This is a genomic window from Blastococcus sp. CT_GayMR16 (genome assembly GCF_004570875.1).
Classification (GTDB): domain Bacteria; phylum Actinomycetota; class Actinomycetes; order Mycobacteriales; family Geodermatophilaceae; genus Blastococcus_B.
The window spans coordinates 1-19,035 of sequence record NZ_SPQK01000016.1 but is presented as its reverse complement, the minus strand read 5'-3'; the positions used below and the strand labels follow the sequence as shown (position 1 = coordinate 19,035).

The window sequence follows — 19,035 nt, the reverse complement described above, 5'->3', positions numbered from 1 at the left end:
GCCTGGTCGGCAGCGAGGTCAGCTGCGGGCGAGCAGCTCGTCCAGCTTCTCGTAGCCCTCGTTGACCCCGACGTCCATGCCGCTGGCGACGAAGGCGTCGCGGCCCTCGAAGGAGTCGACGAGCGAGGTCGCGGTCAGCCGGGTGCGGCCGTTCCCGAGGTCCTCGAGCACGAGCTTCTCCAGGGCGACGCCGTCCGGGAACCCCTCGAAGGTGAAGGTCTGGACGATCAGCTCGTTCGGGCGCACCTCGTGGAAGCTGCCGTGGAAGCCGTACTCCTCGCCGTCCTGGATCGCCACGTAGCGCCAGGAACCGCCGGTGCGGCAGTCCCACTGGTCGATCCGGTTCTCCATGCCGTTCGGCCCCATCCACTGGGCGACCAGCTGCGGGTCCGTGTGCGCGCGGTAGACCTTCTCCGGCGGCGCGTCGAACTCGCGGATGATCCGGACCATCGGGACGTCGGGGTCGGAGACGATCTGGGTCTCGTGGTGCGTGGTGCTGGTCATGACGGTGTTCCTTCCTGGGGGGATGGGGGTGTGTCAACGGCATCGGGCATGGAGCGCAGGACGTCGTCGAGACGGCGGTAGCGCTCCTCGGCCTGGCGCCGGTATCGCTCGATCCACTTGGTCATCAGGTCGAAGACATTCGCCTCGAGGTGCACCGGGCGGCGCTGGGCCTCCCGGCTCCGGCTCACCAGGCCGGCGTCCTCCAGCACCTTGAGGTGCTTGGAGACGGCCTGGACGGTCACGTCGTACGGCGCGGCGAGCTCGTTGACCGTGGCGTCGCCGACCGCGAGCCTCGCCACGATGTCCCGCCGGGTGGGATCGGCCAGCGCCGAGAACACCCGGGAGAGCGGATCTGCCACCACTGGACGTCCTCCTCGGTACTCAACCTTTCGGTTGATTAGGAGGCTACGACCGGGGTGTGCACTTGGTCAACCGTTCGGTTGAAGAAACGTCACCTCGGGGAACGCCGCGCAGTGCGCAGCGAGCGGTCGCGCCGCACCGTCTGGTGCCCGGCCCGCTGCGGCCGCCTCGTGCAGGGCACGCACCTCGTCCCGGAGCCAGTCGTGCACCCGCACGAGCTCCTGCCCGAACGCGGCCAAGCCGCTGCCCCGGCACGAGCGGTCAGCCCGCGGCCAGCCGCGCCGCCCGCTCCGCGACGTCGACCCGGAGCGCCTCGGCGTCCACGGTCGTGGAGACGCCGTCGGCCACGACCTGGCGGCCGCCCACCCAGACGTCGCGCACGTGCCGGCTCGCGCCGGACCAGACGAGGTGCGCCAGGACGTCGCCCGGGTCGCCGACCGGCTCGAACACCAGGTTCCGGGTGTCGACGTGCACGAGGTCCGCGCGCCGGCCGGCCTCCAGCTGCCCCAGATCCGGCCGGTCGATCGCGTCGGCCGCGGCACCGGTCGCCAGCCAGATCGCCTCCGCAGCAGTCAGTGCGGTCGCCGACCGGCCGGCGAGCCGGGCCAGTGAGGCGGCCAGCCGGAGGTCGGCGAACAGGTCGAGACCGTCGTTGGACGCCGGGCCGTCGGTGCCCATGCCGACCCGGATGCCGCGGTCGAGCATCGCCCGCAGCGGGGCGACGCCGCTGGCCAGCTTGGCGTTGCTGGCCGGGCAGTGGGAGACGGCGACGTCGTACTCCGCCCAGAGCTCGAGGTCGCCGTCGTCCAGGTGCACGCAGTGCGCGGCCAGCACCCGGCCGCCAAGGACGTCGTGGGCCGCCAGCAGCGCCGGCACCGAGAGGCCGTGCTCGGCCAGCAGCCCGGCGCCCTCGGTCGCGGTCTCGGCGACGTGCAGATTCAGGAGCAACCCGTGCTCACGGGCGGCGGTCGCGGCGTCCCGCAGCACCGGCAGCGGCACCGTGTAGGCGGAGTGCGGCCCGATGGCGTACTCGACCGTCCCGTCGCCGGGCGCTCCGGCGGCCAGCTCGACGGCGGCCCGGAGCTGCTCGTCGAACGGCGGGAGCCCGGGCAGCGGCAGCAGCGGCGTAGCGATGACGGCGCGCGCGCCGGTACGGCCTACCGCGGCAGCGATTCGTTCCGGATGGAAGTACATCTCGACGCTGGTGGTCACCCCGTTGCCGAGCATCTCCGCCGACGCCGCGGTCATCGCGACCTCGACGTCCTCCGGGGTCAGCCGCGCCTCCCTCGGCCACATGACCTCCTGGAGCCAGCGGTCCAGGGGCAGCCCCTCCCCCTGGCCGCGGAACAACACCATCGGCGCGTGGGAGTGCGTGTTGACCAGCCCCGGCATGAGCAGTCCGGGGAGCTCGGTGACCTCGGCGTCATCCGCCGGTGGGGCGTCGGCGGCGGACCCGACCCAGCGGATCAGGCCGTCCTCGACGTCGACGACGGCATCGAGGACGACGGTGCCGGCGCGGTCGCCGACCACGACGGCGCGGGAGGTGAACCGGTGCGGCATGGGAACCGAACCTAGTGCGGCACCGACCGTGGGGCGCGGCGACTGCCAGGAGCCGCCGTTACCGTGGGCTGCATGTCGCTCCTCGCCGCCGCATCGACCGACCAGGGCGGCATCACCGGCTGGCTCCTCGACCTCGTCGACAAGCTCGGGGCGGTGGGGGTCGGGCTGAGCATCCTCGCCGAGACGATCATCCCGCCGATCCCGAGCGAGGCGGTGCTGGGCCTGGCGGGGATCCTGATCAACGACGGCCGGATGTCGATCGTCCCGGTGATCCTCTTCGCCACGCTGGGCTCGATCCTGGGCGCGATCTTCTTCTACTACGTCGGCCTCGCCCTGGGGCCCCGGCGCTCGCATGCCTTCCTCGACCGGCTGCCGCTCGTCGAGACCGAGGACGTGGACCGGACCTTCGCCTGGTTCGAGAGGCACGGCCGCTCGGCGGTCTTCCTCGGTCGCATGGTGCCGATCGTGCGCAGCTTCATCTCGGTGCCCGCGGGCGTCGTCCGGATGCCGATCGGCCAGTTCCTGGTGTTCACGGCCGGCGGCAGCCTGATCTGGAACACGGTGCTGGTCAGCATCGGCGTCGCGGCAGGTGACTTCCTCGAGGCGAACCTGCACTACCTGGACTACGTGGTCGTCGCGGTCGTGGTTCTGGCGGTGCTCTGGTTCGTCTACCGCAAGGCGACCGGGAAGATGCGGCGCCCGCCGTCGGCGGCGGCCGACCTGCCGCCCGATCCCCGGGACCAGGCGGCGTGACCCGCAGTCGACCCGCGGTCGTCGCCTTCGACGTCAACGAGACCCTGCTCGACCTCGCTCCCGTGCGGGCGGCGCTCATCGAGGCCGGCGAGCCGGCGACGCTGCTGCCGACGGTGTTCGCGCGCACCCTGCTGACCGGCGTCGCCGGTGCCGCCGTCGGCTCCTGGTGCCGATTCCGGGAGGCCTTCGACGCGGCCCTGGCCCAGGAGAGCGACCTCGGCCCCGGTGAGCGTGCCGACGTGCTCGCGGCGTTCGGCGAACTGGCACCTCACTCCGACGTCGAGCCCGCGCTGCGCCGCCTGGTCGGGGGCGGCATCCGGGTCGTCACCCTCACCCACGGCTCACCCGGCGTCGCCGAGGCCGGACTGGAACGGGGCGGCATTGGCCCGCTGGTCGAGCGGTCGCTGTCCAGCGAGGCGATCCGCGCCTGGAAGCCGGCCCGCGAGGTGTACCTGTGGGCGGCGGGCGCCTGTGGGGTGCCGCCGGAACGGATGGCCCTCGTCGCCGCCCACGGCTGGGACGTGCTGGGCGCACAGCGCGCGGGACTGACCGGCGCCTGGTTCCCCCGGAGCGAGCGCGTCTACCCCGGCGTCTACGAGTCCCCGCACGTCACGGCCCCCGATCTGGCCGGCGTTGTCGACGCGCTCCTGGCGCTGCCAGTCGCATGAACGAGATCGACACCCCCCTCGGTCCGGCCCGCGCGCATCTCACGGACGGCGGCGCGCGGGGCACCCTCGTGCTCGGTCACGGCGCCGGGGGCGGCGTGGAGTCCGCCGACCTGCTCGAGATCACGACCGAGGCGGCCGCGGCCGGTTGGCGGGTTGTCCGGGTCGAGCAGCCGTGGCGGGTCGCCGGCCGGAGGATCGCGCCCGCACCGCCGAGGCTCGACGAAGGCTGGCGCGCGGTGCTCACCGCCCTGCGCGCCGACGGCACGCTCACCGGTCCGCTGGTGCTCGGCGGCCGGAGCGCGGGCGCCCGGGTGGCGTGCCGGACGTCGGCAGACCAGGAGGCCGCCGGCGTGCTGGCGCTGGCCTTCCCGCTGCACCCGCCAGGTCGCCCGGAGAAGAGCCGCGCCCCGGAGCTGACCGCCGTGACGGTGCCGATCGTCGTCGTCCAGGGGGAGACCGACGCCTTCGGAGGACCGGAGGACGTCGCCGCGGTGCTCTCCGGCCGGGCGAACGCCTCGGTCTACGGCGTCGCCGGTGACCACGCCCTCAAGAAGGACGTGCACGTCGTCGCCGCCGCCGCGATGTCCTGGCTCGCCGAGCTGTGCTGATCTCACGACGACCCGCTCAGAAGGGCGCGGGGTCGAGGGTTTCGAGGCCCGGTGGAAGCGCTCCGAGTTCGTAGGGCTCCAGCCATGCGGCGCCGGGTGGTCGGCTGATCCGGGTGACGCCGGTGGGTGTGGTGACGAGCAGGGCGCCGTCGGGGTCGAGTCGGAAGTGCCAGCCGGGCGCGTGGGTCTTCAGCCGGTGGTGCCGGCGACACAGGCAGCACAGGTTGTCGCAGTCGGTGGCCCCGCCGTCAGCGTGGGCGATGACGTGATCGAGGTCGGTGCGCCCGACCTGGTTGCGGCAGCCGGGGTGGCGGCAGTGCCGGTCGCGGGCTCTGCCCCAGCGTCGCTGCGCGTCGGTCGGCCGGTAGCTGTCGGTGGCCGGGGGGCGTTCCACGATCGCGCACCGGCAGTCGCCGCCGGGGTGCAGCCGGCAGCCGCGCCGCGCGGCTCGTTCCAGTTCGCGGCGGGTCAGGGTGGCCAGCAGATTCCCGCCGGCGCCGAGCAGATCCAGGTGCAGCGAGCCCGCGGTGGGGGCCTGCAGACCGCCCGGACAGACCGCGTCCAGGGCGGTGAGCAACGCACGCAGATGCGCGGCGGTGATCGGCTCGTCCTCCACCGCGGCGTTCCCGGCCGGTTCGCCGCCGACCGCCGGGTCGGCCGGGTCTGGCAGCAGCGCGGCGAGCGGGGCGAGCACCCGCAGCTCGGCGGTGACCGCCGGCCGGGACTCATCCCACGGCCGCAGCGTCGAGTGCGCCATCACCTCGGCCCGCAGCTGGCCGATCGGGCGCTGGTCACCGTCGCTCTTGGCCTGCCGGGCGTGGACGTCCACCATGCCGAACATCGCGGCGGCGACCGGGTGCGGAACGACGGTGACCAGCTCCGTCATGCCCTCGTGCACCGATCGGCGCAGCCGCACGTCGGCGGCCTTCTCGGCCTGCCCGCGCCGGCGGTCGGCCGCCTCGGCGTCACGCTTGATCAGCTCCGCGCGCAGCAGCGCCCTCAGCCCGCTGACGGCCAGCTCCGCGGCCTGCGGCAGCACCACGGCCTCGACCTGGGCCAGCACGTGCGGGTCCAGGTCGGGTCCGTGCCGGACGATCTCGGCCGCGACCGCCCGGGCCCGGGGCCAGTTCAGCTCCCCGTCGGCCAGGGCAGCCCAGGTGTCGGGCATCCGGTGCACCAGGATCAGCGCCGCCTCCGTCAGCCGGGTCGCCTCCGCCCGCGAACAGTTCATGATCAGCGCGACCTCGTCGGGCAGGAACTCCGAGTAGCCGTCGAGCACCCAACTGGTCGTCGTCCAGCCGGGCACCGCGGCACCGGGCCGGTCGGGTGCGCGGTCGCGATCGTCGCGGCGGCGGGCCGCGAGCTGGGCGGTCATCTCCAGCCGGTAGGCCCACAGGCGACTGTCGGCGATGTTCGCCCGCCGCATCTCCTGCCCCAGCCCGACATCGTCGCGGGCCGCGACCGGCATCAGCTCACCCAGCCGGGTCGGATGCCGGTCCGGGTCGGCCGGGACCAGTTCCGCCCCCGGACACGGGAGCGCGTCGAGCTGATTGATCGTCAACCCGACCCCGAACCCGTCCCCTTCGAACACATGAGCGAACCTACGGAAGGGGTACGACACTTTCCGCGCGTCCGCAGCGGACTTCGACTCGCCTCGGTGGCTCCGCCACTAGCCGGCCGCGTCAGAGCTTCCTGACCCACGTGGCCCGCCACCGGAAGCTGTCCTGGACAGCTTGCTCGTAGTCGAACTCGACCACGTCGCCTTCGTCGAGGAAGCGGTAGCCCGGGCCGTCAATCATTGAGAAGTGCACCCAGGCGTCTTCCCCAGGCGGCAACTCTGTCGACGCGATAGCTCCCCAGCCCTTCTCGGCGCGGAAGAACTTCACGACTCCTCTTGCCACAGCGCGAGAGTGCACCATCCGCAGCCCACCTGTCAGGGTCGAGGGGGACAACGGGTCCGCCAGCGGATGACCCGTAGCGGCCCACTAGGGACACCGGCGATTCCTCGTCAACGATGGGAGCGGCGACCGTCTCTGGTGGATCGTTCCTGCCCGTCAAAGTCGTGGTAGAGGACTTCGACCTCCAAGCCTCGCCTGTCGAACTCATGCTGAAGGTCCTGGGCCAGAGACCATCCCTCGTCCCACCACCCGGCGTTGATCGTGCCCGTGCCGTATCGGTCATTCCAGGACGTCAGGCGCTCGGCAAGCCGGATTGTCAGCCCCAGAACTTCAGGGTCTAACACGTAGTCGTCGGCGAAGACGGCACGATCAGGGGACCTGTTCCAGAGGAAGGTGCCTGTCCATTCGGCCATGACCACGATCACCGTGGGGGGTGGCCAAGGCATCGTCCAGTCTTGCCAGCCCTCGGCGTCAGGCGACGGCTCGGTATTGGGTTCGGGCAAGACGGGCTCCTGTCCGAACTTCTTGCGGTACTGCTCAGGACTCATGAACTGGAGCGGTTCATCCGCTGCGTCGCCTCGTCTCCGCTTCCGGCCCACGTCGGCATCTAACACGCCACGCGAGGTGCCGATCCGTCCCTAAAGCCGCCTTCAGGGACGTGCCTGCCAGTCCGGTTGGGATCAGTGGCCTGAGCTGCCGGGGCTGGAGTGCCAGAGCTTGCGGGGCGGTCCGGACGCCGCACGCCGTGCCGCGATCTTCGAGTCCTCGCCCGCCGGCTTGATGTCGGCGTAGGGCGACATCCGGAAGCCCGTCGGATGGACCAGCACCGGCCGCACCATGACCGGCCGCGAGTTCCGCGACTCCGCCGCCCCGGCGATGGCCTGGTCGGTGTACTCCCCCGGCGTCGTCATCAGGTCCCGCACGCCGTCGAGCCCGTCGGCCTCCCACGCCTCGTGCAGCGCCGGCAGTTCCCAGGCCCCGGTGGCCCGCAGCGACACCCCGCGCGGACCCGTGCGCCGCAGCACCCCCCGGATGACCAGCAGCCAGGAGTGGAACACCGTGGCGGCGTACGGCCCCTGCGCGTCCTCGAAGAAGGTCGAGTCGGTGCATCCGGTGCCGTCGTCCAGGGTCACGAAGACCACCCGGCGGCCCGAGCGGATCGGCGGCGTCTGGGTGGCCACCTTCACCCCGGCGACCAGCACCTCCGCGCCGCTGCGGCAGGTGAGCAGCTCCCCCGCCGGCACCGCCCCGATGGCAGCCAGGAACGGTTTGTAGAAGTCGACGACGTGCCGGCTGGCGTCCAGGCCGAGCACCTCCAGCTCGGCGCGCACCAGTTCGGCGTCGGTGAACTCCGGCAGGCCGCTGCCCTCCGCCCAGCTCGGTCCGGTCTCCTCCGGCCCCTCCGTCTCGCCCTCGGGCAGCTCCAGCCCCATCAGGTCCAGGCTGAGCTGCCCGCTGGAACTCGCCCGCGCACCGCTGCGGCTCCAGCGGTCCAGCTCCCCGATCTGCAGCAGCAGGTCGCGACGGGTCACCTGTTTGCGGCGGTGGGTCGGCCGGCCGGCCTCGCGGTCGCGCACCCCGAAGCCGTAGAGGGAGTCGAAACCGCCGGCCAGCACCAGCCGTTCGACCACCGGCCGGGACACCGACGCCCGGTGCCAGAAGTCGGTCAGCGAGCGGTACGGCTGCCCCGTCACGACCCGGGCGACCTCCTCCTCCGACATGCCCTTCACGTCGGCGAGCGCCAGCCGGATGCCGTAGTCCGACGGCGACCGCATCGAGTCCGGCATCCACTCCGGCCGCTGCCAGCCCCTGCCGTCGTCCCCGGTGTCGTCGTCCCCGGTGTCGCCGTCGGGCTCGGACTCGATCCGCTCGACGCGGTAGGTGCCGGCGGAGACGTTGACGTCCAGGCCCAGCACCCGGATCCCGAAGTTGCGGGCGTCGTCCAGGATCAGCCGCTTGGGATACATCCCCGGGTCGTGGGTGAGCACCCCGGCGAGGAATGCCGCCGGGTGGTGGGTCTTCAGCCAGGCGGACTGGTAGGTGGGCAGCGCGAACGCCGCCGCGTGGGCCTTGCAGAAGCCGAAGGACCCGAACGCCGCGAGCACCGTCCAGACCTGCTCGGCGACGTCCACCGGATAGCCCGCGGCCAGCACCTGCGGCACGAACCAGGCCCGCACCTCGGCGTGCGCGTCCTTCTCCCCCAGCGCCCGGCGCACCTCGTCGGCCTCGGCCAGGGTGCAGCCGGTCATCCGGGCCACCACCTGCAGCACCTGCTCGTGGAAGACGACGACCCCCGCCGTCTCCTCGAGGGCGAACTCGAGGTCGGGGTGCGGGTAGACGGCGTCCCGCCAGCCGTTCCGCGCCATGAGGAACGGCGTGACCATGTCGCTCTTCACCGGCCCGGGCCGGAACAGCGAGATGTCGATGATGATGTCCTCGAATGTCTGCGGCCCGAACTTGCCGACCAGCTCCCGCTGCCCGGGCGACTCGATCTGGAACATGCCGAGCGTGCGGGTGCTGCGGATCAGCTCGAACGTCATCGGGTCGTCGCGCGGCACGGCGTCGATGTCGACGGTCTCGCCGTCGACCCGGGCCACCTCGTCGAGGGCGTGCGCGATCGCCGACTGCATCCGGATGCCCAGCAGGTCGAGCTTGAGCAGGCCGAGCTCCTCGACGTCGTCCTTGTCGAACTGGCTCATCGGATAGCCGAGGTAGCTGCTCTCCACCGGCGTGCGGTCCAGCAGCGTGGCGTCCGACAGCAGCACCCCGCACGGATGCAGCGCGATGTGCCGCGGCAGGCCGTCGAGCCGGGAGACCAGGTCGAACATCAGGTCGAGATCGCCGGTGCCACCACCCCGTCGGGAACCGAGCCGGCTGGCCCGCAGCTCCGGCAGGTCCTTGAGCGCGGCGTGCACCTGGTTGGCCCGGATGTGCGGAAAGGCCTTGGCGACGGCGTCGATCTCCGCCGGAGGCAACCCGAGCGCGGCCCCGACGTCGCGGATCGCGTGCCGCACCCGGTAGGTGTCCATCATCGAGATGCAGCTGACCCGGTCGGCGCCGAAGCGGTCGATCACCGCGTCGTAGACCTCCATCCGCCGGGCGGACTCCACGTCGATGTCGATGTCGGGCAGCTGGTGGCGCAGCGGGGAGAGGAAGCGCTCCATCAGCAGCCCGTACCGGAGCGGGTCGACGTCGGAGATGCCCAGCAGGTAGGTGACCAGGCTGCCGGCACCCGATCCGCGCGCCGCGGCCCGAACCCTCAAGCTCTTGATGAGGTCGACCACGTCGGCGACGGTGAGGAAGTAGGACGGGTAGCCGAGCTGGTCGATCACCCCCAGCTCCTCGTCGAGTCGCTGCCGGACCCGCTCCGAGGGCGCCATCCCCCGACGGCCCATCCCCGCCTCGCACCGGGCACGCAGCACCTCCGACGGGCCCATCCCCCGCTCGGCGGGCGTGGTGACGACGTCGAGCTCGGGATAGCGGACGCTGCCGATGCCCAGGTCGTCGCGCATGTCGACCGCGCACTGCTCGGCCAGCCGGGCGGTGCGCTCGAGCAGCCGCAGGGCCGCGTCGCGGTCGGGGCCGACGAGCTCCTCGGCGACCTCGGCCATCTCCTTGCCCGACTTGAGATAGCCCTCGGCGGTCCGCCGGTCGACGTGCCGCGCGTCGAGCGCCACCAGCCGGCGGGCGGCGTCCAGCACGTCGGCGGTCGGGGCGTCCAGGGCGTCGACGTACCGGACGGCGTTGCTCAGTACCACCGGCACGTCGTGCTCGGCCGCGAACCGGAGCATCGCCTGGGCCCGCGAGCGATCGCCCTGACCGCGGTGGTGGACGACCTCGAGCACCAGCCGGCCCGGGCCGAACGCCGCCCGCCAGGTGTCGAGGTGGGCGAGGGCGAGATCGGCCCGGCCCGTGAGCAGCGCCCGGCCGACCGCGGAGCCGGGACCGAGCAGTGCGATCAGCCCGGTCGCGTGCTCGGCCGCCATCGCCAGCGAGCTCACCGGCTCCCCGCGGGTGCTGCGCAGGTGGGTGGCGCTGGTGAGCCGGCACAGCGATCGCCAGCCGGCGCCGTCGCGGGCGAGAAAGGTCGCCCGGGGCAGCCTGGGGTCGACGCTGGCCCCACCGCGGGCAGGCGCCCGGCGGGCAGGCGCCTGCATCCGGGGGCGCGTCCCGCCACCCACCGGATGGGCCAGAGCGGGGGGCAGCGTGGTGTCCAGGACGGGGGCGATCGCGAGGTCCACCCCGAAGATCGGCCGCACGCCGGCCGACCGGCAGGCCAGGGCGAACTTGACCGCGCCGTAGAGCCCGTCGCGGTCGGTGAGCGCCAGTGCCGTCATGCCGTGCTCGGCAGCCCTGGCCACGAGATCGGCAGGGTGGTTGGCCCCGTACTGCATGGAGTAACCGGACGCGACGTGCAGATGGACGAAGGGATCAGTCACCTCCGGGGCCTGGAGGCGGGCCCGGTGGCGGTGCCGCCGACCACGCGCGGCCGGGCATAGGTGGGCCGCGGCGGCTCGACGGCGGACGTGCTGCCGTACGAGGTGGCGAGACAGTTCTCCACCACGGCGAGGAAGGCCCCGACGTCGCGGACGAGGTCGTCGGCCTCCCGCTCGGTCACCGCGTGCGAGAGGCCGGCCTCGGCCGCTGCCCGCTTGGCGGCACCCGCAGCGAAGAACGTGGCCCACTCCCCCAGCTCGGGCGCGACCTGACCGAGCAGCACCCACGCACTGCGCGGCCGGCCGCGGGCCGGCTCGGGCCGGGTGCGGGCGGCCAGCACTGCGGCAGCGGCGCGCAGCGCACCCAGGTGCGCCGTGGCATAGCGCTGCCGGGGGTCGAGGCAGCCGGCGGCCTCGGTCAGGCCGCGGTGCGCTTGGTCCAGGAGCTGCGCCGCAGCGGCCGGGAGCGCCGGGGGCAGGGGCAGCTGACCGGCGGCCGGCACGGCGCGGACGGCGCCCATCAGTCGTGCACCCGGACGAGCCACCAACGGTTGCCCGCGGCGTCCCAGGACAGGTCGTAGACACCGGCGAAGCTCGTCCGCGAGCGGCCCGCCCGGACCGCCTCGACCCGCCACACCTCCTGGTTCGCGACCAGCTCGGCGGAGGCCCCGCCGGCCACGGCGGCACCGCGGCGCCACCAGGCGGGGGTCTCCACCCAGGAGTCGAGCAGCTCGCCCACGAGGTAGCGGGACTCCCCCCGCCAGAACTGCACCGGACCCAGCGGACCGCGCTCGACCTGCACCTCTTCGCCCACCCGACCGGCGGTCTCACCGAGTACCCGGCTCATGCTCCACTCCCCACCGTCTCCATCCACGCCACGCACCGGCCCGGGGCCGCCGCTCCGGGCGGGACCATTGCTCCAGGCGGGAAGGGCCGGGGAGCGGCGGACCGACAGTGTTCGAACGTTTGTTCGAACACTGTCCAGTAGACCGGACCCCGGAGTCGTCGTCAAGACCGGGGCCCACGACCGGGTGCCCGTGTCGCACGCACGCATCCGGAGGGGGCACCGGACAGAGCCCGGTGGCAGGATCGGGCCATGACCGCACCCGCACACCCCCGGGTGGCCACGGTCACCCGGCTGCTCACGGAGGCCGGCGGGACCGGTGAGGTGCGCATGCTCCCGGCGGAGGTCCGCACGGCCGCCGCCGCCGCGGCTGCTCTCGACGTCCCGGTGGGCGCGATCGTGAACAGCCTGGTCTTCGACGCCGACGGCTCCCCCGTGCTGATCCTCACCAGCGGGGCGCACCGCGTCGAGGAGTCCAAGGTGGCCGCCCTGCTGGGCGTCGAGCGCATCGCGCCCGCCCGCGCCGACTTCGTCCTCCGCCACACCGGCCAGGTCATCGGCGGCGTCGCACCGATCGGCCACCCGGAGCCGATCGGCACCCTCGTCGACGTCGAGCTCGCGCGTTACGACGTCGTCTGGGCCGCCGCCGGGCACCCGGCCTCGATCTTTCCCACGAGCTATGAAGAGCTGCTCCGGCTGACCGCCGGCACAGCAGCGGAGGTCGGCAACGGGCCGACCTCGGACGGCGCCATCGGCACCGCCGGGAAGGCGGTCGGCGCATGACCGGCACCAAGCCCACGACCCGGGTCACCGAGCTGCCGATCCGCTGGCTGCGCGACCACATGCACGAGGCCCTGACCATCTACGGGCTGGCCATGGGCTACGACGCCGCCGTGGTCGCCGGGCGCTACGGGTACGCCATCCAGCACACCGACCGGCCCGGCTTCCGCGCCGTCGGGGCCTTCGAGGCGACCCCGGAGGGCGAGCAGCTCGTCGGCTTCGGCTACGGCTACCTGGTCGAGCCCGGGCAGTGGTGGCACGACCAGGTGCGCGCCGCACTGGACCGGCGGACGGCGAAGAAGTGGCTGCCCGGGGCGTTCGAGGTGTGCGAACTGCACGTCCACCCCGACCACCAGAGCAAGGGCCTGGGACGACGGCTGCTGCACGCCCTGGTGGCCGACCTGCCCCACCCGGCCGCGCTGCTGTCCACTCCCGACGCCGACACCAAGGCGTTCCGGCTCTACCACGCGGACGGGTTCATCGACCTGGCGCGCGGCTACCACTTCCCGGGCGACGCGCGTCCCTTCGCCATCCTGGGCGCCCGCCTGCCCCTGCATCCACGCGAACCAGTCCCGGCGAACAGCTGAGCGTGGCGCCCCCTCCCCCGACGCTCCCCCCTGGCGCAGCGGTCGACGTCGTCGTCGTCGGCGCGGGCCACAACGGTCTGGTCGCGGCCTGCTACCTGGCCCGGGCCGGGCTCTCGGTGGAGGTCGTGGAGTCCGACGACGTCCTCGGCGGCGCGGTGTCCACCGTGGAGCGCTGGCCCGGCGTCCTCGTCGACCGCGGCTCGAGCGCGCACGTCATCGTCCGGCAGAGCGGCATCGTCGAGGACCTGGACCTCGCGGCCCACGGGCTGCGCTATCTCGACTGCGACCCCTGGGGCTTCGCCCCCGCGCCGTCGCCGGGCGACCCCGGACCGGACGGGCAGCCGCTGGTCTTCTCGGTCGACCTCGACGCGACCTGCACCTCGATCGCGGCCGCGTGCGGCCCGGAGGACGCGGAGGCCTACCGGCAGTTCGTGGCCGTCTGGGCCCCGCGCAGCCGGGCGGTCGCCGCGTCCTTCGGCCGTCGGCCCACCCCTGCCGGCCTGGTCCGTTCCTTCTGGCCGATGGGCGCGCCGGCGGGCGGGCGGCCCCGCACGCCGGGTGCCGATCTCGCGGTGGACTTCCTCGGGTCCGGCGATGCGCTGCTGGACCGCTGGTTCACCAGCGAGCGACTGAAGGCGGCCCTGGCCTGGTTCGGTGCCCAGTCGGGGCCGCCGATGTCCGAACCGGGCACCGCGGCCATGGTCGCCTGGGCCACCCTGCTGCACGACGTCCCGCCCGGTCACCCGGTCGGTGGCTCGGGTGGGCTCACCGCCGCGCTGCGCCGGCGGCTGGAGTCCGACGGCGGCCGGGTCGTCCTCGGCGACGGCGCCGCGCGACTGCTCGTCGCGGACGGCCGGGTCACCGGGATCGAGACGGTCTCCGGACGACGGGTGGCCGCACCTGCCGTCGTGGCCGCCTGCCACGTGCTGGCGACCCGCGACCTGGCCGGCGAGTTCGCGCCACCGGCCCTCGCCGACGCCACACCGCCGCTCGGCAACGGGTTCGGCCTCGTCGTCCGGGCGCTCACCGACGCACTGCCCGCCTACCCGGGCGCACCGGCCACCCAGTCGTTACAGGGACTGCAACTTCTGTGCACCGACCGGGCCGAGCTGGCCGCTGCGCACGGCGACTGGGCCGCCGGCCGACTGCCGAGGTCCCCGGTCCCGCTGGCGATGTGCTTCTCCGCCAGCGACGACACGCTCGCCCCGCCGGGGCAGCACGTCGTCACGATCTGGGGCCAGTGGTACCCCTACGAGCTGGCCGACGGCGCGGACTGGGACTCCCTCGCCGACGCAGAAGCACGCCGACTGATCGACGCCGTCGACCGGTTCGCTCCGGGCTTCGCGCAGTCGGTACAGCGGCTGTACGTACAGACGCCCCTGGAGCTGGAACGCGAACTGTCGCTGCCGCGTGGCAACGTCATGCACGTGGAGATGGGACTGGCCAGCATGTTCGGCTTCCGGCCCACGCCCGCACTGTCCGGCTACCGGGTTCCGGGCCTGCCCGGCCTCTACCTGGCCGGAGCATCCACGCATCCCGGCGGCGGGGTGTCGGGCAACTCCGGTCGGACGGCGGCCGGCGTACTGCTCGGCGACCGTCGTCCGCTCGCCCGTGGCCGGGCCGCGGTGCGCCGCGCCGTCGCAGGATTTCGTCGGTGACGACAGCCGTCCTCGTCCACGGCTCGTCCGCGGCGGTCCGCCGGCGGGCGGTGCCGATGGCGCTCGCCGTGCTGCTCGTCCTGACCGCGATCGCCTATCCCCTGACGTCCGGCGCGGGTCGGGACGCCGTGAGCTGGACGATCGTGGTGCTGGGCGCCGGGCTGTCGGTCACGCACGCAGGCCTGAGCCGTGGTGCCCGGGTCGGCGCGGGGCTCGCCCTCCTGGTGGTGCTCGCCGCGGTGAGCTTCGAGGCCCTCGGCCTGGCCACCGGCTTCCCCTATGGCAGGTACACCTACAGCGACGCCCTCGGCCCCACCCTGCTCGGGGTGCCGTTCCTCGTGCCGCTCGCCTGGCTGATGATCGCGTGGCCCAGCTGGGTGCTCGCCGACCGGCTGACGCGCCCGGTGCGGTCCGGACGACGGACCGCCGTCCGGATCGGGGTGGCGGCGGCGGTCTTCGCCGCCTGGGACGTCGTCCTGGACCCGCAGTTGGTGCAGGCCGGGTACTGGACCTGGTCGGATCCGTCACCCGGGTTGCCCGGCATCCCGACCGTGCCCCTGACCAACCTGGCCGGGTGGCTGCTCGCCGGCGTCGTCGTGATGGTGCTGCTCGACCGGATGGTGACGCGGACGTCCGTGGCCGCTGCACCACGGATCGGGGACGCCGCCCCGCTGCTCGCGATCGCCTGGATGACCCTGGGCGGAGCGCTGGCGCATGCGGGCTGGCTGGGCCTGCCCGGCTCGGCCGCCTGGGGCGCCGGCCTCGCGGTGCCCGTGCTGGGAACGCTGCTCGTCCAGCACCGCGCAGGACTGAGCGCCAGGTGAGCGGTCGGCTCGTCCGGGTCCTGGCCGGCATCTCGGTGGCCGGTGCCGTGCACGCGGCGATCAACGTCGCCCTGCTCCGGCGACCGCCGGCCGACCCCCCGCCGGTCCGACGTCGCGTCACGGTGGTGCTGCCGGCCCGGGACGAGGCAGACCAGGTCGGCGGCTGCCTGGCCGCGCTGCTCGACCAGCGCGGTGTCGACGACCTCCGGGTCGTCGTCGTCGACGACGGCTCGACCGACGGGACGGCGGACCTCGTGCGGGCCGTGCCCGACCCGCGGATCCGGCTCGTGACCGCCGACCCGCCCCCGCCGGGCTGGCTCGGCAAGCCGCACGCCTGCGCCGTCGGGGTCGACGCCGCGGACCGGGCGGACGACAGCATCGTCGCGTTCGTCGACGCCGACGTCCGCCTCTTCCCCGACGCGCTGGCCGGAGCGATCGCGGTGCTGGACCGGCACCGCCTCGACCTGGTGTCCCCGTGGCCGCGTCAGCTCGCCGGCAGCGCCGCCGAGCGACTGGTCCAGCCGCTCCAGCAGTGGTTGTGGGCGACGACGCTGCCGCTCCGCATCGCCGAGCGGTCGCCGCGGCCGTCCCTCGCCGCGGCCAACGGCCAGTTCCTGGTGCTCACCCGCAGCGGCTACGACCGCGCGGGCGGGCACGGGGCGGTGCGCGGCGAGGTGCTCGAGGACATCGCGCTGCTGCGGGCGGTGAAACGGTCCGGTGGCCGAGGCGGCCCCGTCGACGGCTCCCGGCTCGCCGCCTGCCGCATGTACGACGGCTGGCCCGCCCTGCGGGATGGGTACGCCAAGTCGCTGTGGGGCGCGGTCGGCGGCTCTCCGGTGGCGAGCACCGCCGCCGCGGTCGTCCTGACCGCGGTCTGGGTCGTGCCCCCGCTCGCGGCTCTCCGCGGGTCCCGCGCCGGGTTGCTCGGGTACGTCGCGGGCACGGCGGGGCGGGCGGTCGTGGCCGCCGGCACGGGCGGGCGGCTGTGGCCCGACACCCTGGCGCATCCGCTGTCGGTGCTGGTCCTCGATCTGCTGATGGCGCATTCGGTGATCGGTCGCCGCCGCGGCACGCTGCGCTGGCGCGGCCGGGCCCTGCCCGCGCCGGACCACAGCGGTCCGGCGACGATGGGCACGTGACCTCCGCCGACTCCCCCGCCCGCGTGCTCTTCGATCCCCAGGAGATGGAGCCGACGGCCTTCTACCGGGTCATGAACTCCGTGGTGGTGCCCCGGCCCATCGCGTGGGTCTGCAGCCAGTCGGCCGACGGGGTCATCAACCTCGCGCCGCACTCCTTCTACACGGTGGCCTGCGTGAAGCCGCCCGTCATCCAGTTCACCTCGGTCGGACGGAAGGATTCGCTGCGCAACGTCGAGGCGACCGGCGAGTTCACCGTCAGCCTCACGCCCGAGGCGCTCTTCGAGCAGGTCAACGCCACCGGCACCGATTTCCCGCCCGGCACGAGCGAGGCCGAGGCGTGCGGCGTCCGGCTGGAGCCCAGCGAGCGGGTCGGCGTCCCCCGGGTGGCGGAGTCACCCGTCGCCGTCGAGTGCACCCTGCACTCCACGGTCCGCCTGGGCGACAGCACCGTCGTCTTCGGCCGCGTGCAGGCGATCAGCGTCTGGGAGACCGCCGTCCGGGACGGCCGCCCCCGGATCGAGAGCCTCCACCCGCTGGCCCGCCTCGGCGGCAACGAATGGAGCACCCTCGGCGAGATCCTCGAGATCCGCCGCATCCCCTTCACGAAGTGGCAAGAAGACCCCAGCATCGGAGAAGCCGTCAGGAGGAAGTAGCAGCAGCCGACCACCGACGGGTACGGAACGGTGGACCCGGTGTGGGGCCCGAAGGGTCCCCGCCGGGGACACTCGAACACCCTCGCCGCAGCCGGGGTACGGCTCCTGGAGGGGGTGCGGTCCGGAGGACCGCAATGTCACAGATGCGGGGCGACCTCGTCGGCGGCGTCGGCACCGAAAGCGTCGGCGAACCGGGACAGGAAGCTCTCCTTGGGCAGGTCGTACTCCTGCGTGCCGATGACCTCGACCGCGGCGGTCGCGACGGCGGAGCCGAGCTGGGTGGCCCGCTCCAGGCTCAGACCCCACATCCGGCCGGCGATGAACCCGGCGCGCAGCGCGTCGCCGCCACCGGTGGGCTCGACCGGCTTGGTCTCCGGCACGGCGATGACCGAGATGGGCTCGGCGTCGGCCTGGCGGACGAGGATCCCCTCGGCCGCCCGGGTGGTGACCCAGGTGCCGACGCGGGAGAGCACCTCGTCGACGTCCCAGCCGGTCTTCTGCTGGAGCAGGTGCGACTCGTACTCGTTGGTGAACAGCAGGTCGGCGCCGTCGACCAGGCCGCGGATCATCTCGCCGTCGGCCCAGGCCAGCTGCTGGCTGGGGTCGGCCGCGAAGGCGAAGCCGCGCTGACGGCACTCCTCGGTGTGCCGCACCATGGCCTTCGGGTCGTTGGGGCCGATCACCACGAGGTCGAGTTCGCCGACCCGGTCGACGACCGGGCCCAGCTCGATGTTCCCGGCCTCCGACATCGCGCCCGAGTAGAAGGACGCGATCTGGTTGTTCGACGCGTCGGTCGTGCAGACGAAGCGGGCCGTGTGCTTCAGCTCCGACCAGTGCACGCTCTGGGTGTCCACGCCGTGCCGCTTCAGCCACGCCTCGTACTCGGCGAAGTCGCTGCCCACCGCGCCGACGAGGACCGGCTGCAGGCCCAGCAGGCCCAGCCCGTAGGCCATGTTCGCGCCCGCGCCGCCCCGGTGCTGCACGAGGTCGTCAACGAGGAAGGAGAGCGAGACGTTCTCCATCTGCCCTTCGACGAACTGCTCGGTGAACTTCCCGGGGAAGGTCATCAGGTGGTCGGTGGCGATGGAGCCGGTGACGGCAACGGGCACGGAACGCTCCCTAAGGCTGGATCGGCGGAAGGGCCGCGCGATTGTCTTGCGCGCTACTGCGGAGCAGCGCACCGGAACACTCTAAGAGCCCCTCCGGCGGTCGGCCCAATGGCGCAGGTCGGCACAGCGGTTCCGGTCCTGCTCAATCGGCCAGCATCCGGCGCAGCGAGACCCCCAACTGGGTGACGGCGACGACCCCGAGAAGTGCGCCGGCCGCCGTCCCCACGGTCACCAGCAGCTCGGCCGCACCGGCGAGCACCCCCGCGCCCACCAGCGTGAGGCCGGTCATGATCACCCGCGTCGGCCGTTCCCACACCGACAGCGCCCCGGTCTCGGCCACCCCCGCCTGGCCGGCCCGCGCGCGCAGGTAGTCGGGCAGCCAGCACAGCGCCCCGAAGACGACGGCCAGCCAGCCCGGCGCCCCGGCGGCCCACAGGGCGCTCGCGTAGGCGGCCTCGGTCAGCCGGTCGACGGCGGAGTCGAGGACGAACCCGCGCCGGGAGGCCCGGCCGGTGCCGATGGCGAGCGCGCCGAAGGAGTTGCCGAACAGGTTGCGGGCCGCCTGCACGACCGAGGACACCGGGTTCCATTCCGCGAAGTGCCGCAGCACCGACGGAAAGGTCTCCAGCGGCACGAACGTGTTGGCCACGAAGG

20 protein-coding genes are annotated in these 19,035 nt (G+C 73.4%); 9 read left to right on the top strand and 11 right to left on the bottom strand.

Annotation, left to right across the window (positions count from 1 at the left end):
• Nucleotides 1-18: 18 nt before the first annotated feature.
• The 3 genes from E4P38_RS16180 to E4P38_RS16170 all read right to left on the bottom strand — a co-directional run bounded on the left by E4P38_RS16180 (nucleotide 19) and on the right by E4P38_RS16170 (nucleotide 2,424).
• Nucleotides 19-504 carry an SRPBCC family protein gene (locus E4P38_RS16180; RefSeq protein ID WP_135132980.1) on the bottom strand — a complete coding sequence of 162 codons (486 nt, stop codon included), beginning with the start codon at nucleotides 502-504 and terminating at the stop codon, nucleotides 19-21.
• Nucleotides 501-863 (bottom strand): metalloregulator ArsR/SmtB family transcription factor, encoded by a 363-nt coding sequence (locus E4P38_RS16175; RefSeq protein WP_245161074.1) that lies wholly within the window; start codon nucleotides 861-863, stop codon nucleotides 501-503. Before E4P38_RS16175 ends, E4P38_RS16180 begins: the two co-directional genes overlap by 4 nt.
• Nucleotides 864-1,125: 262 nt before the next feature.
• Nucleotides 1,126-2,424: an amidohydrolase gene (locus E4P38_RS16170; RefSeq protein ID WP_135132978.1), complete on the bottom strand. Its 1,299-nt coding sequence runs from the start codon at nucleotides 2,422-2,424 to the stop codon at nucleotides 1,126-1,128.
• Nucleotides 2,425-2,496: 72 nt separating this feature from the next.
• Here E4P38_RS16170 and E4P38_RS16165 point away from each other — a divergent pair, with 72 nt between their 5' ends.
• Genes E4P38_RS16165 through E4P38_RS16155 form a run of 3 tightly spaced genes read left to right on the top strand, consistent with a single transcriptional unit; the run spans nucleotide 2,497 to nucleotide 4,453 of the window.
• Nucleotides 2,497-3,177 carry a DedA family protein gene (locus E4P38_RS16165; RefSeq protein WP_135132977.1) on the top strand — a complete coding sequence of 227 codons (681 nt, stop codon included), beginning with the start codon at nucleotides 2,497-2,499 and terminating at the stop codon, nucleotides 3,175-3,177.
• Entirely contained in the window at nucleotides 3,174-3,845 is a 672-nt protein-coding gene (locus E4P38_RS16160) for an HAD-IA family hydrolase (RefSeq protein ID WP_135132976.1), read from the top strand. The genes E4P38_RS16165 and E4P38_RS16160 overlap by 4 nt, the downstream gene beginning before the upstream one ends.
• Nucleotides 3,842-4,453, top strand: coding sequence for an alpha/beta family hydrolase (locus tag E4P38_RS16155; protein ID WP_135132975.1), 612 nt, complete (start codon nucleotides 3,842-3,844; stop codon nucleotides 4,451-4,453). The genes E4P38_RS16160 and E4P38_RS16155 overlap by 4 nt, the downstream gene beginning before the upstream one ends.
• 16 nt (nucleotides 4,454-4,469) lie before the next feature.
• On the opposite strand, the gene E4P38_RS16150 is transcribed toward E4P38_RS16155, so the two are convergent.
• The 6 genes from E4P38_RS16150 to E4P38_RS16125 all read right to left on the bottom strand — a co-directional run bounded on the left by E4P38_RS16150 (nucleotide 4,470) and on the right by E4P38_RS16125 (nucleotide 11,634).
• Entirely contained in the window at nucleotides 4,470-6,044 is a 1,575-nt protein-coding gene (locus E4P38_RS16150) for an HNH endonuclease signature motif containing protein (RefSeq protein ID WP_135132974.1), read from the bottom strand.
• 91 nt (nucleotides 6,045-6,135) lie between these two features.
• Nucleotides 6,136-6,354, bottom strand: a complete 219-nt coding sequence (locus E4P38_RS16145) for a cold shock domain-containing protein (RefSeq protein WP_135132973.1) — start codon at nucleotides 6,352-6,354, stop codon at nucleotides 6,136-6,138.
• A gap of 107 nt (nucleotides 6,355-6,461) precedes the next feature.
• Nucleotides 6,462-6,899 (bottom strand): hypothetical protein, encoded by a 438-nt coding sequence (locus tag E4P38_RS16140; protein WP_135132972.1) that lies wholly within the window; start codon nucleotides 6,897-6,899, stop codon nucleotides 6,462-6,464.
• 132 nt (nucleotides 6,900-7,031) lie between these two features.
• A complete protein-coding gene (locus tag E4P38_RS16135) occupies nucleotides 7,032-10,790 on the bottom strand; it encodes a DNA polymerase III subunit alpha (RefSeq protein ID WP_135132971.1) in 3,759 nt (1,252 codons plus the stop codon).
• On the bottom strand, nucleotides 10,787-11,308 hold the full coding sequence (locus tag E4P38_RS16130) for an SAV_6107 family HEPN domain-containing protein (protein WP_135132970.1): 522 nt from the start codon (nucleotides 11,306-11,308) through the stop codon (nucleotides 10,787-10,789). The genes E4P38_RS16135 and E4P38_RS16130 overlap by 4 nt, the downstream gene beginning before the upstream one ends.
• The gene (locus tag E4P38_RS16125; RefSeq protein WP_135132969.1) at nucleotides 11,308-11,634 is read right to left on the bottom strand and encodes a DUF6504 family protein; all 327 of its coding nucleotides are present in this window, start codon (nucleotides 11,632-11,634) and stop codon (nucleotides 11,308-11,310) included. The genes E4P38_RS16130 and E4P38_RS16125 overlap by 1 nt, the downstream gene beginning before the upstream one ends.
• Before the next feature lie 249 nt (nucleotides 11,635-11,883).
• Between E4P38_RS16125 and E4P38_RS16120 the strand changes: the two genes are divergently transcribed.
• The 6 genes from E4P38_RS16120 to E4P38_RS16095 are packed head-to-tail and all read left to right on the top strand — an operon-like array spanning nucleotide 11,884 to nucleotide 17,272.
• Complete coding sequence (locus E4P38_RS16120; protein ID WP_135132968.1) at nucleotides 11,884-12,414, top strand: YbaK/EbsC family protein; 531 nt, start codon at nucleotides 11,884-11,886, stop codon at nucleotides 12,412-12,414.
• Nucleotides 12,411-12,998, top strand: coding sequence for a GNAT family N-acetyltransferase (locus tag E4P38_RS16115; protein WP_135132967.1), 588 nt, complete (start codon nucleotides 12,411-12,413; stop codon nucleotides 12,996-12,998). The genes E4P38_RS16120 and E4P38_RS16115 overlap by 4 nt, the downstream gene beginning before the upstream one ends.
• 2 nt (nucleotides 12,999-13,000) lie before the next feature.
• Nucleotides 13,001-14,656 (top strand): NAD(P)/FAD-dependent oxidoreductase, encoded by a 1,656-nt coding sequence (locus E4P38_RS16110; protein WP_135132966.1) that lies wholly within the window; start codon nucleotides 13,001-13,003, stop codon nucleotides 14,654-14,656.
• Nucleotides 14,653-15,480: a carotenoid biosynthesis protein gene (locus E4P38_RS16105; RefSeq protein ID WP_245161073.1), complete on the top strand. Its 828-nt coding sequence runs from the start codon at nucleotides 14,653-14,655 to the stop codon at nucleotides 15,478-15,480. Before E4P38_RS16110 ends, E4P38_RS16105 begins: the two co-directional genes overlap by 4 nt.
• The gene (locus E4P38_RS16100) at nucleotides 15,477-16,619 is read left to right on the top strand and encodes a glycosyltransferase family 2 protein (protein WP_135132965.1); all 1,143 of its coding nucleotides are present in this window, start codon (nucleotides 15,477-15,479) and stop codon (nucleotides 16,617-16,619) included. The genes E4P38_RS16105 and E4P38_RS16100 overlap by 4 nt, the downstream gene beginning before the upstream one ends.
• On the top strand, nucleotides 16,616-17,272 hold the full coding sequence (locus tag E4P38_RS16095; protein ID WP_209309143.1) for a flavin reductase family protein: 657 nt from the start codon (nucleotides 16,616-16,618) through the stop codon (nucleotides 17,270-17,272). The genes E4P38_RS16100 and E4P38_RS16095 overlap by 4 nt, the downstream gene beginning before the upstream one ends.
• A 137-nt stretch (nucleotides 17,273-17,409) precedes the next feature.
• On the opposite strand, the gene E4P38_RS16090 is transcribed toward E4P38_RS16095, so the two are convergent.
• Nucleotides 17,410-18,381: a carbohydrate kinase family protein gene (locus tag E4P38_RS16090; RefSeq protein WP_135132964.1), complete on the bottom strand. Its 972-nt coding sequence runs from the start codon at nucleotides 18,379-18,381 to the stop codon at nucleotides 17,410-17,412.
• Between the two features lie 142 nt (nucleotides 18,382-18,523).
• A partial coding sequence (locus E4P38_RS16085) for a hypothetical protein (RefSeq protein ID WP_245161072.1) occupies nucleotides 18,524-19,035 on the bottom strand: 512 nt, incomplete at its 5' end.

Excerpts from the sequence above, each read along its gene's own strand:
- E4P38_RS16180 (WP_135132980.1), bottom strand. The coding sequence starts at position 504 with ATGACCAGCACCACGCACCACGAGACCCAGATCGTCTCCGACCCCGAC.
- E4P38_RS16170 (WP_135132978.1), bottom strand. The coding sequence starts at position 2,424 with ATGCCGCACCGGTTCACCTCCCGCGCCGTCGTGGTCGGCGACCGCGCC.
- E4P38_RS16165 (WP_135132977.1), top strand. The coding sequence starts at position 2,497 with ATGTCGCTCCTCGCCGCCGCATCGACCGACCAGGGCGGCATCACCGGC.
- E4P38_RS16155 (WP_135132975.1), top strand. The coding sequence starts at position 3,842 with ATGAACGAGATCGACACCCCCCTCGGTCCGGCCCGCGCGCATCTCACG.
- E4P38_RS16140 (WP_135132972.1), bottom strand. The coding sequence starts at position 6,899 with ATGAGTCCTGAGCAGTACCGCAAGAAGTTCGGACAGGAGCCCGTCTTG.
- E4P38_RS16130 (WP_135132970.1), bottom strand. The coding sequence starts at position 11,308 with ATGGGCGCCGTCCGCGCCGTGCCGGCCGCCGGTCAGCTGCCCCTGCCC.
- E4P38_RS16125 (WP_135132969.1), bottom strand. The coding sequence starts at position 11,634 with ATGAGCCGGGTACTCGGTGAGACCGCCGGTCGGGTGGGCGAAGAGGTG.
- E4P38_RS16120 (WP_135132968.1), top strand. The coding sequence starts at position 11,884 with ATGACCGCACCCGCACACCCCCGGGTGGCCACGGTCACCCGGCTGCTC.
- E4P38_RS16115 (WP_135132967.1), top strand. The coding sequence starts at position 12,411 with ATGACCGGCACCAAGCCCACGACCCGGGTCACCGAGCTGCCGATCCGC.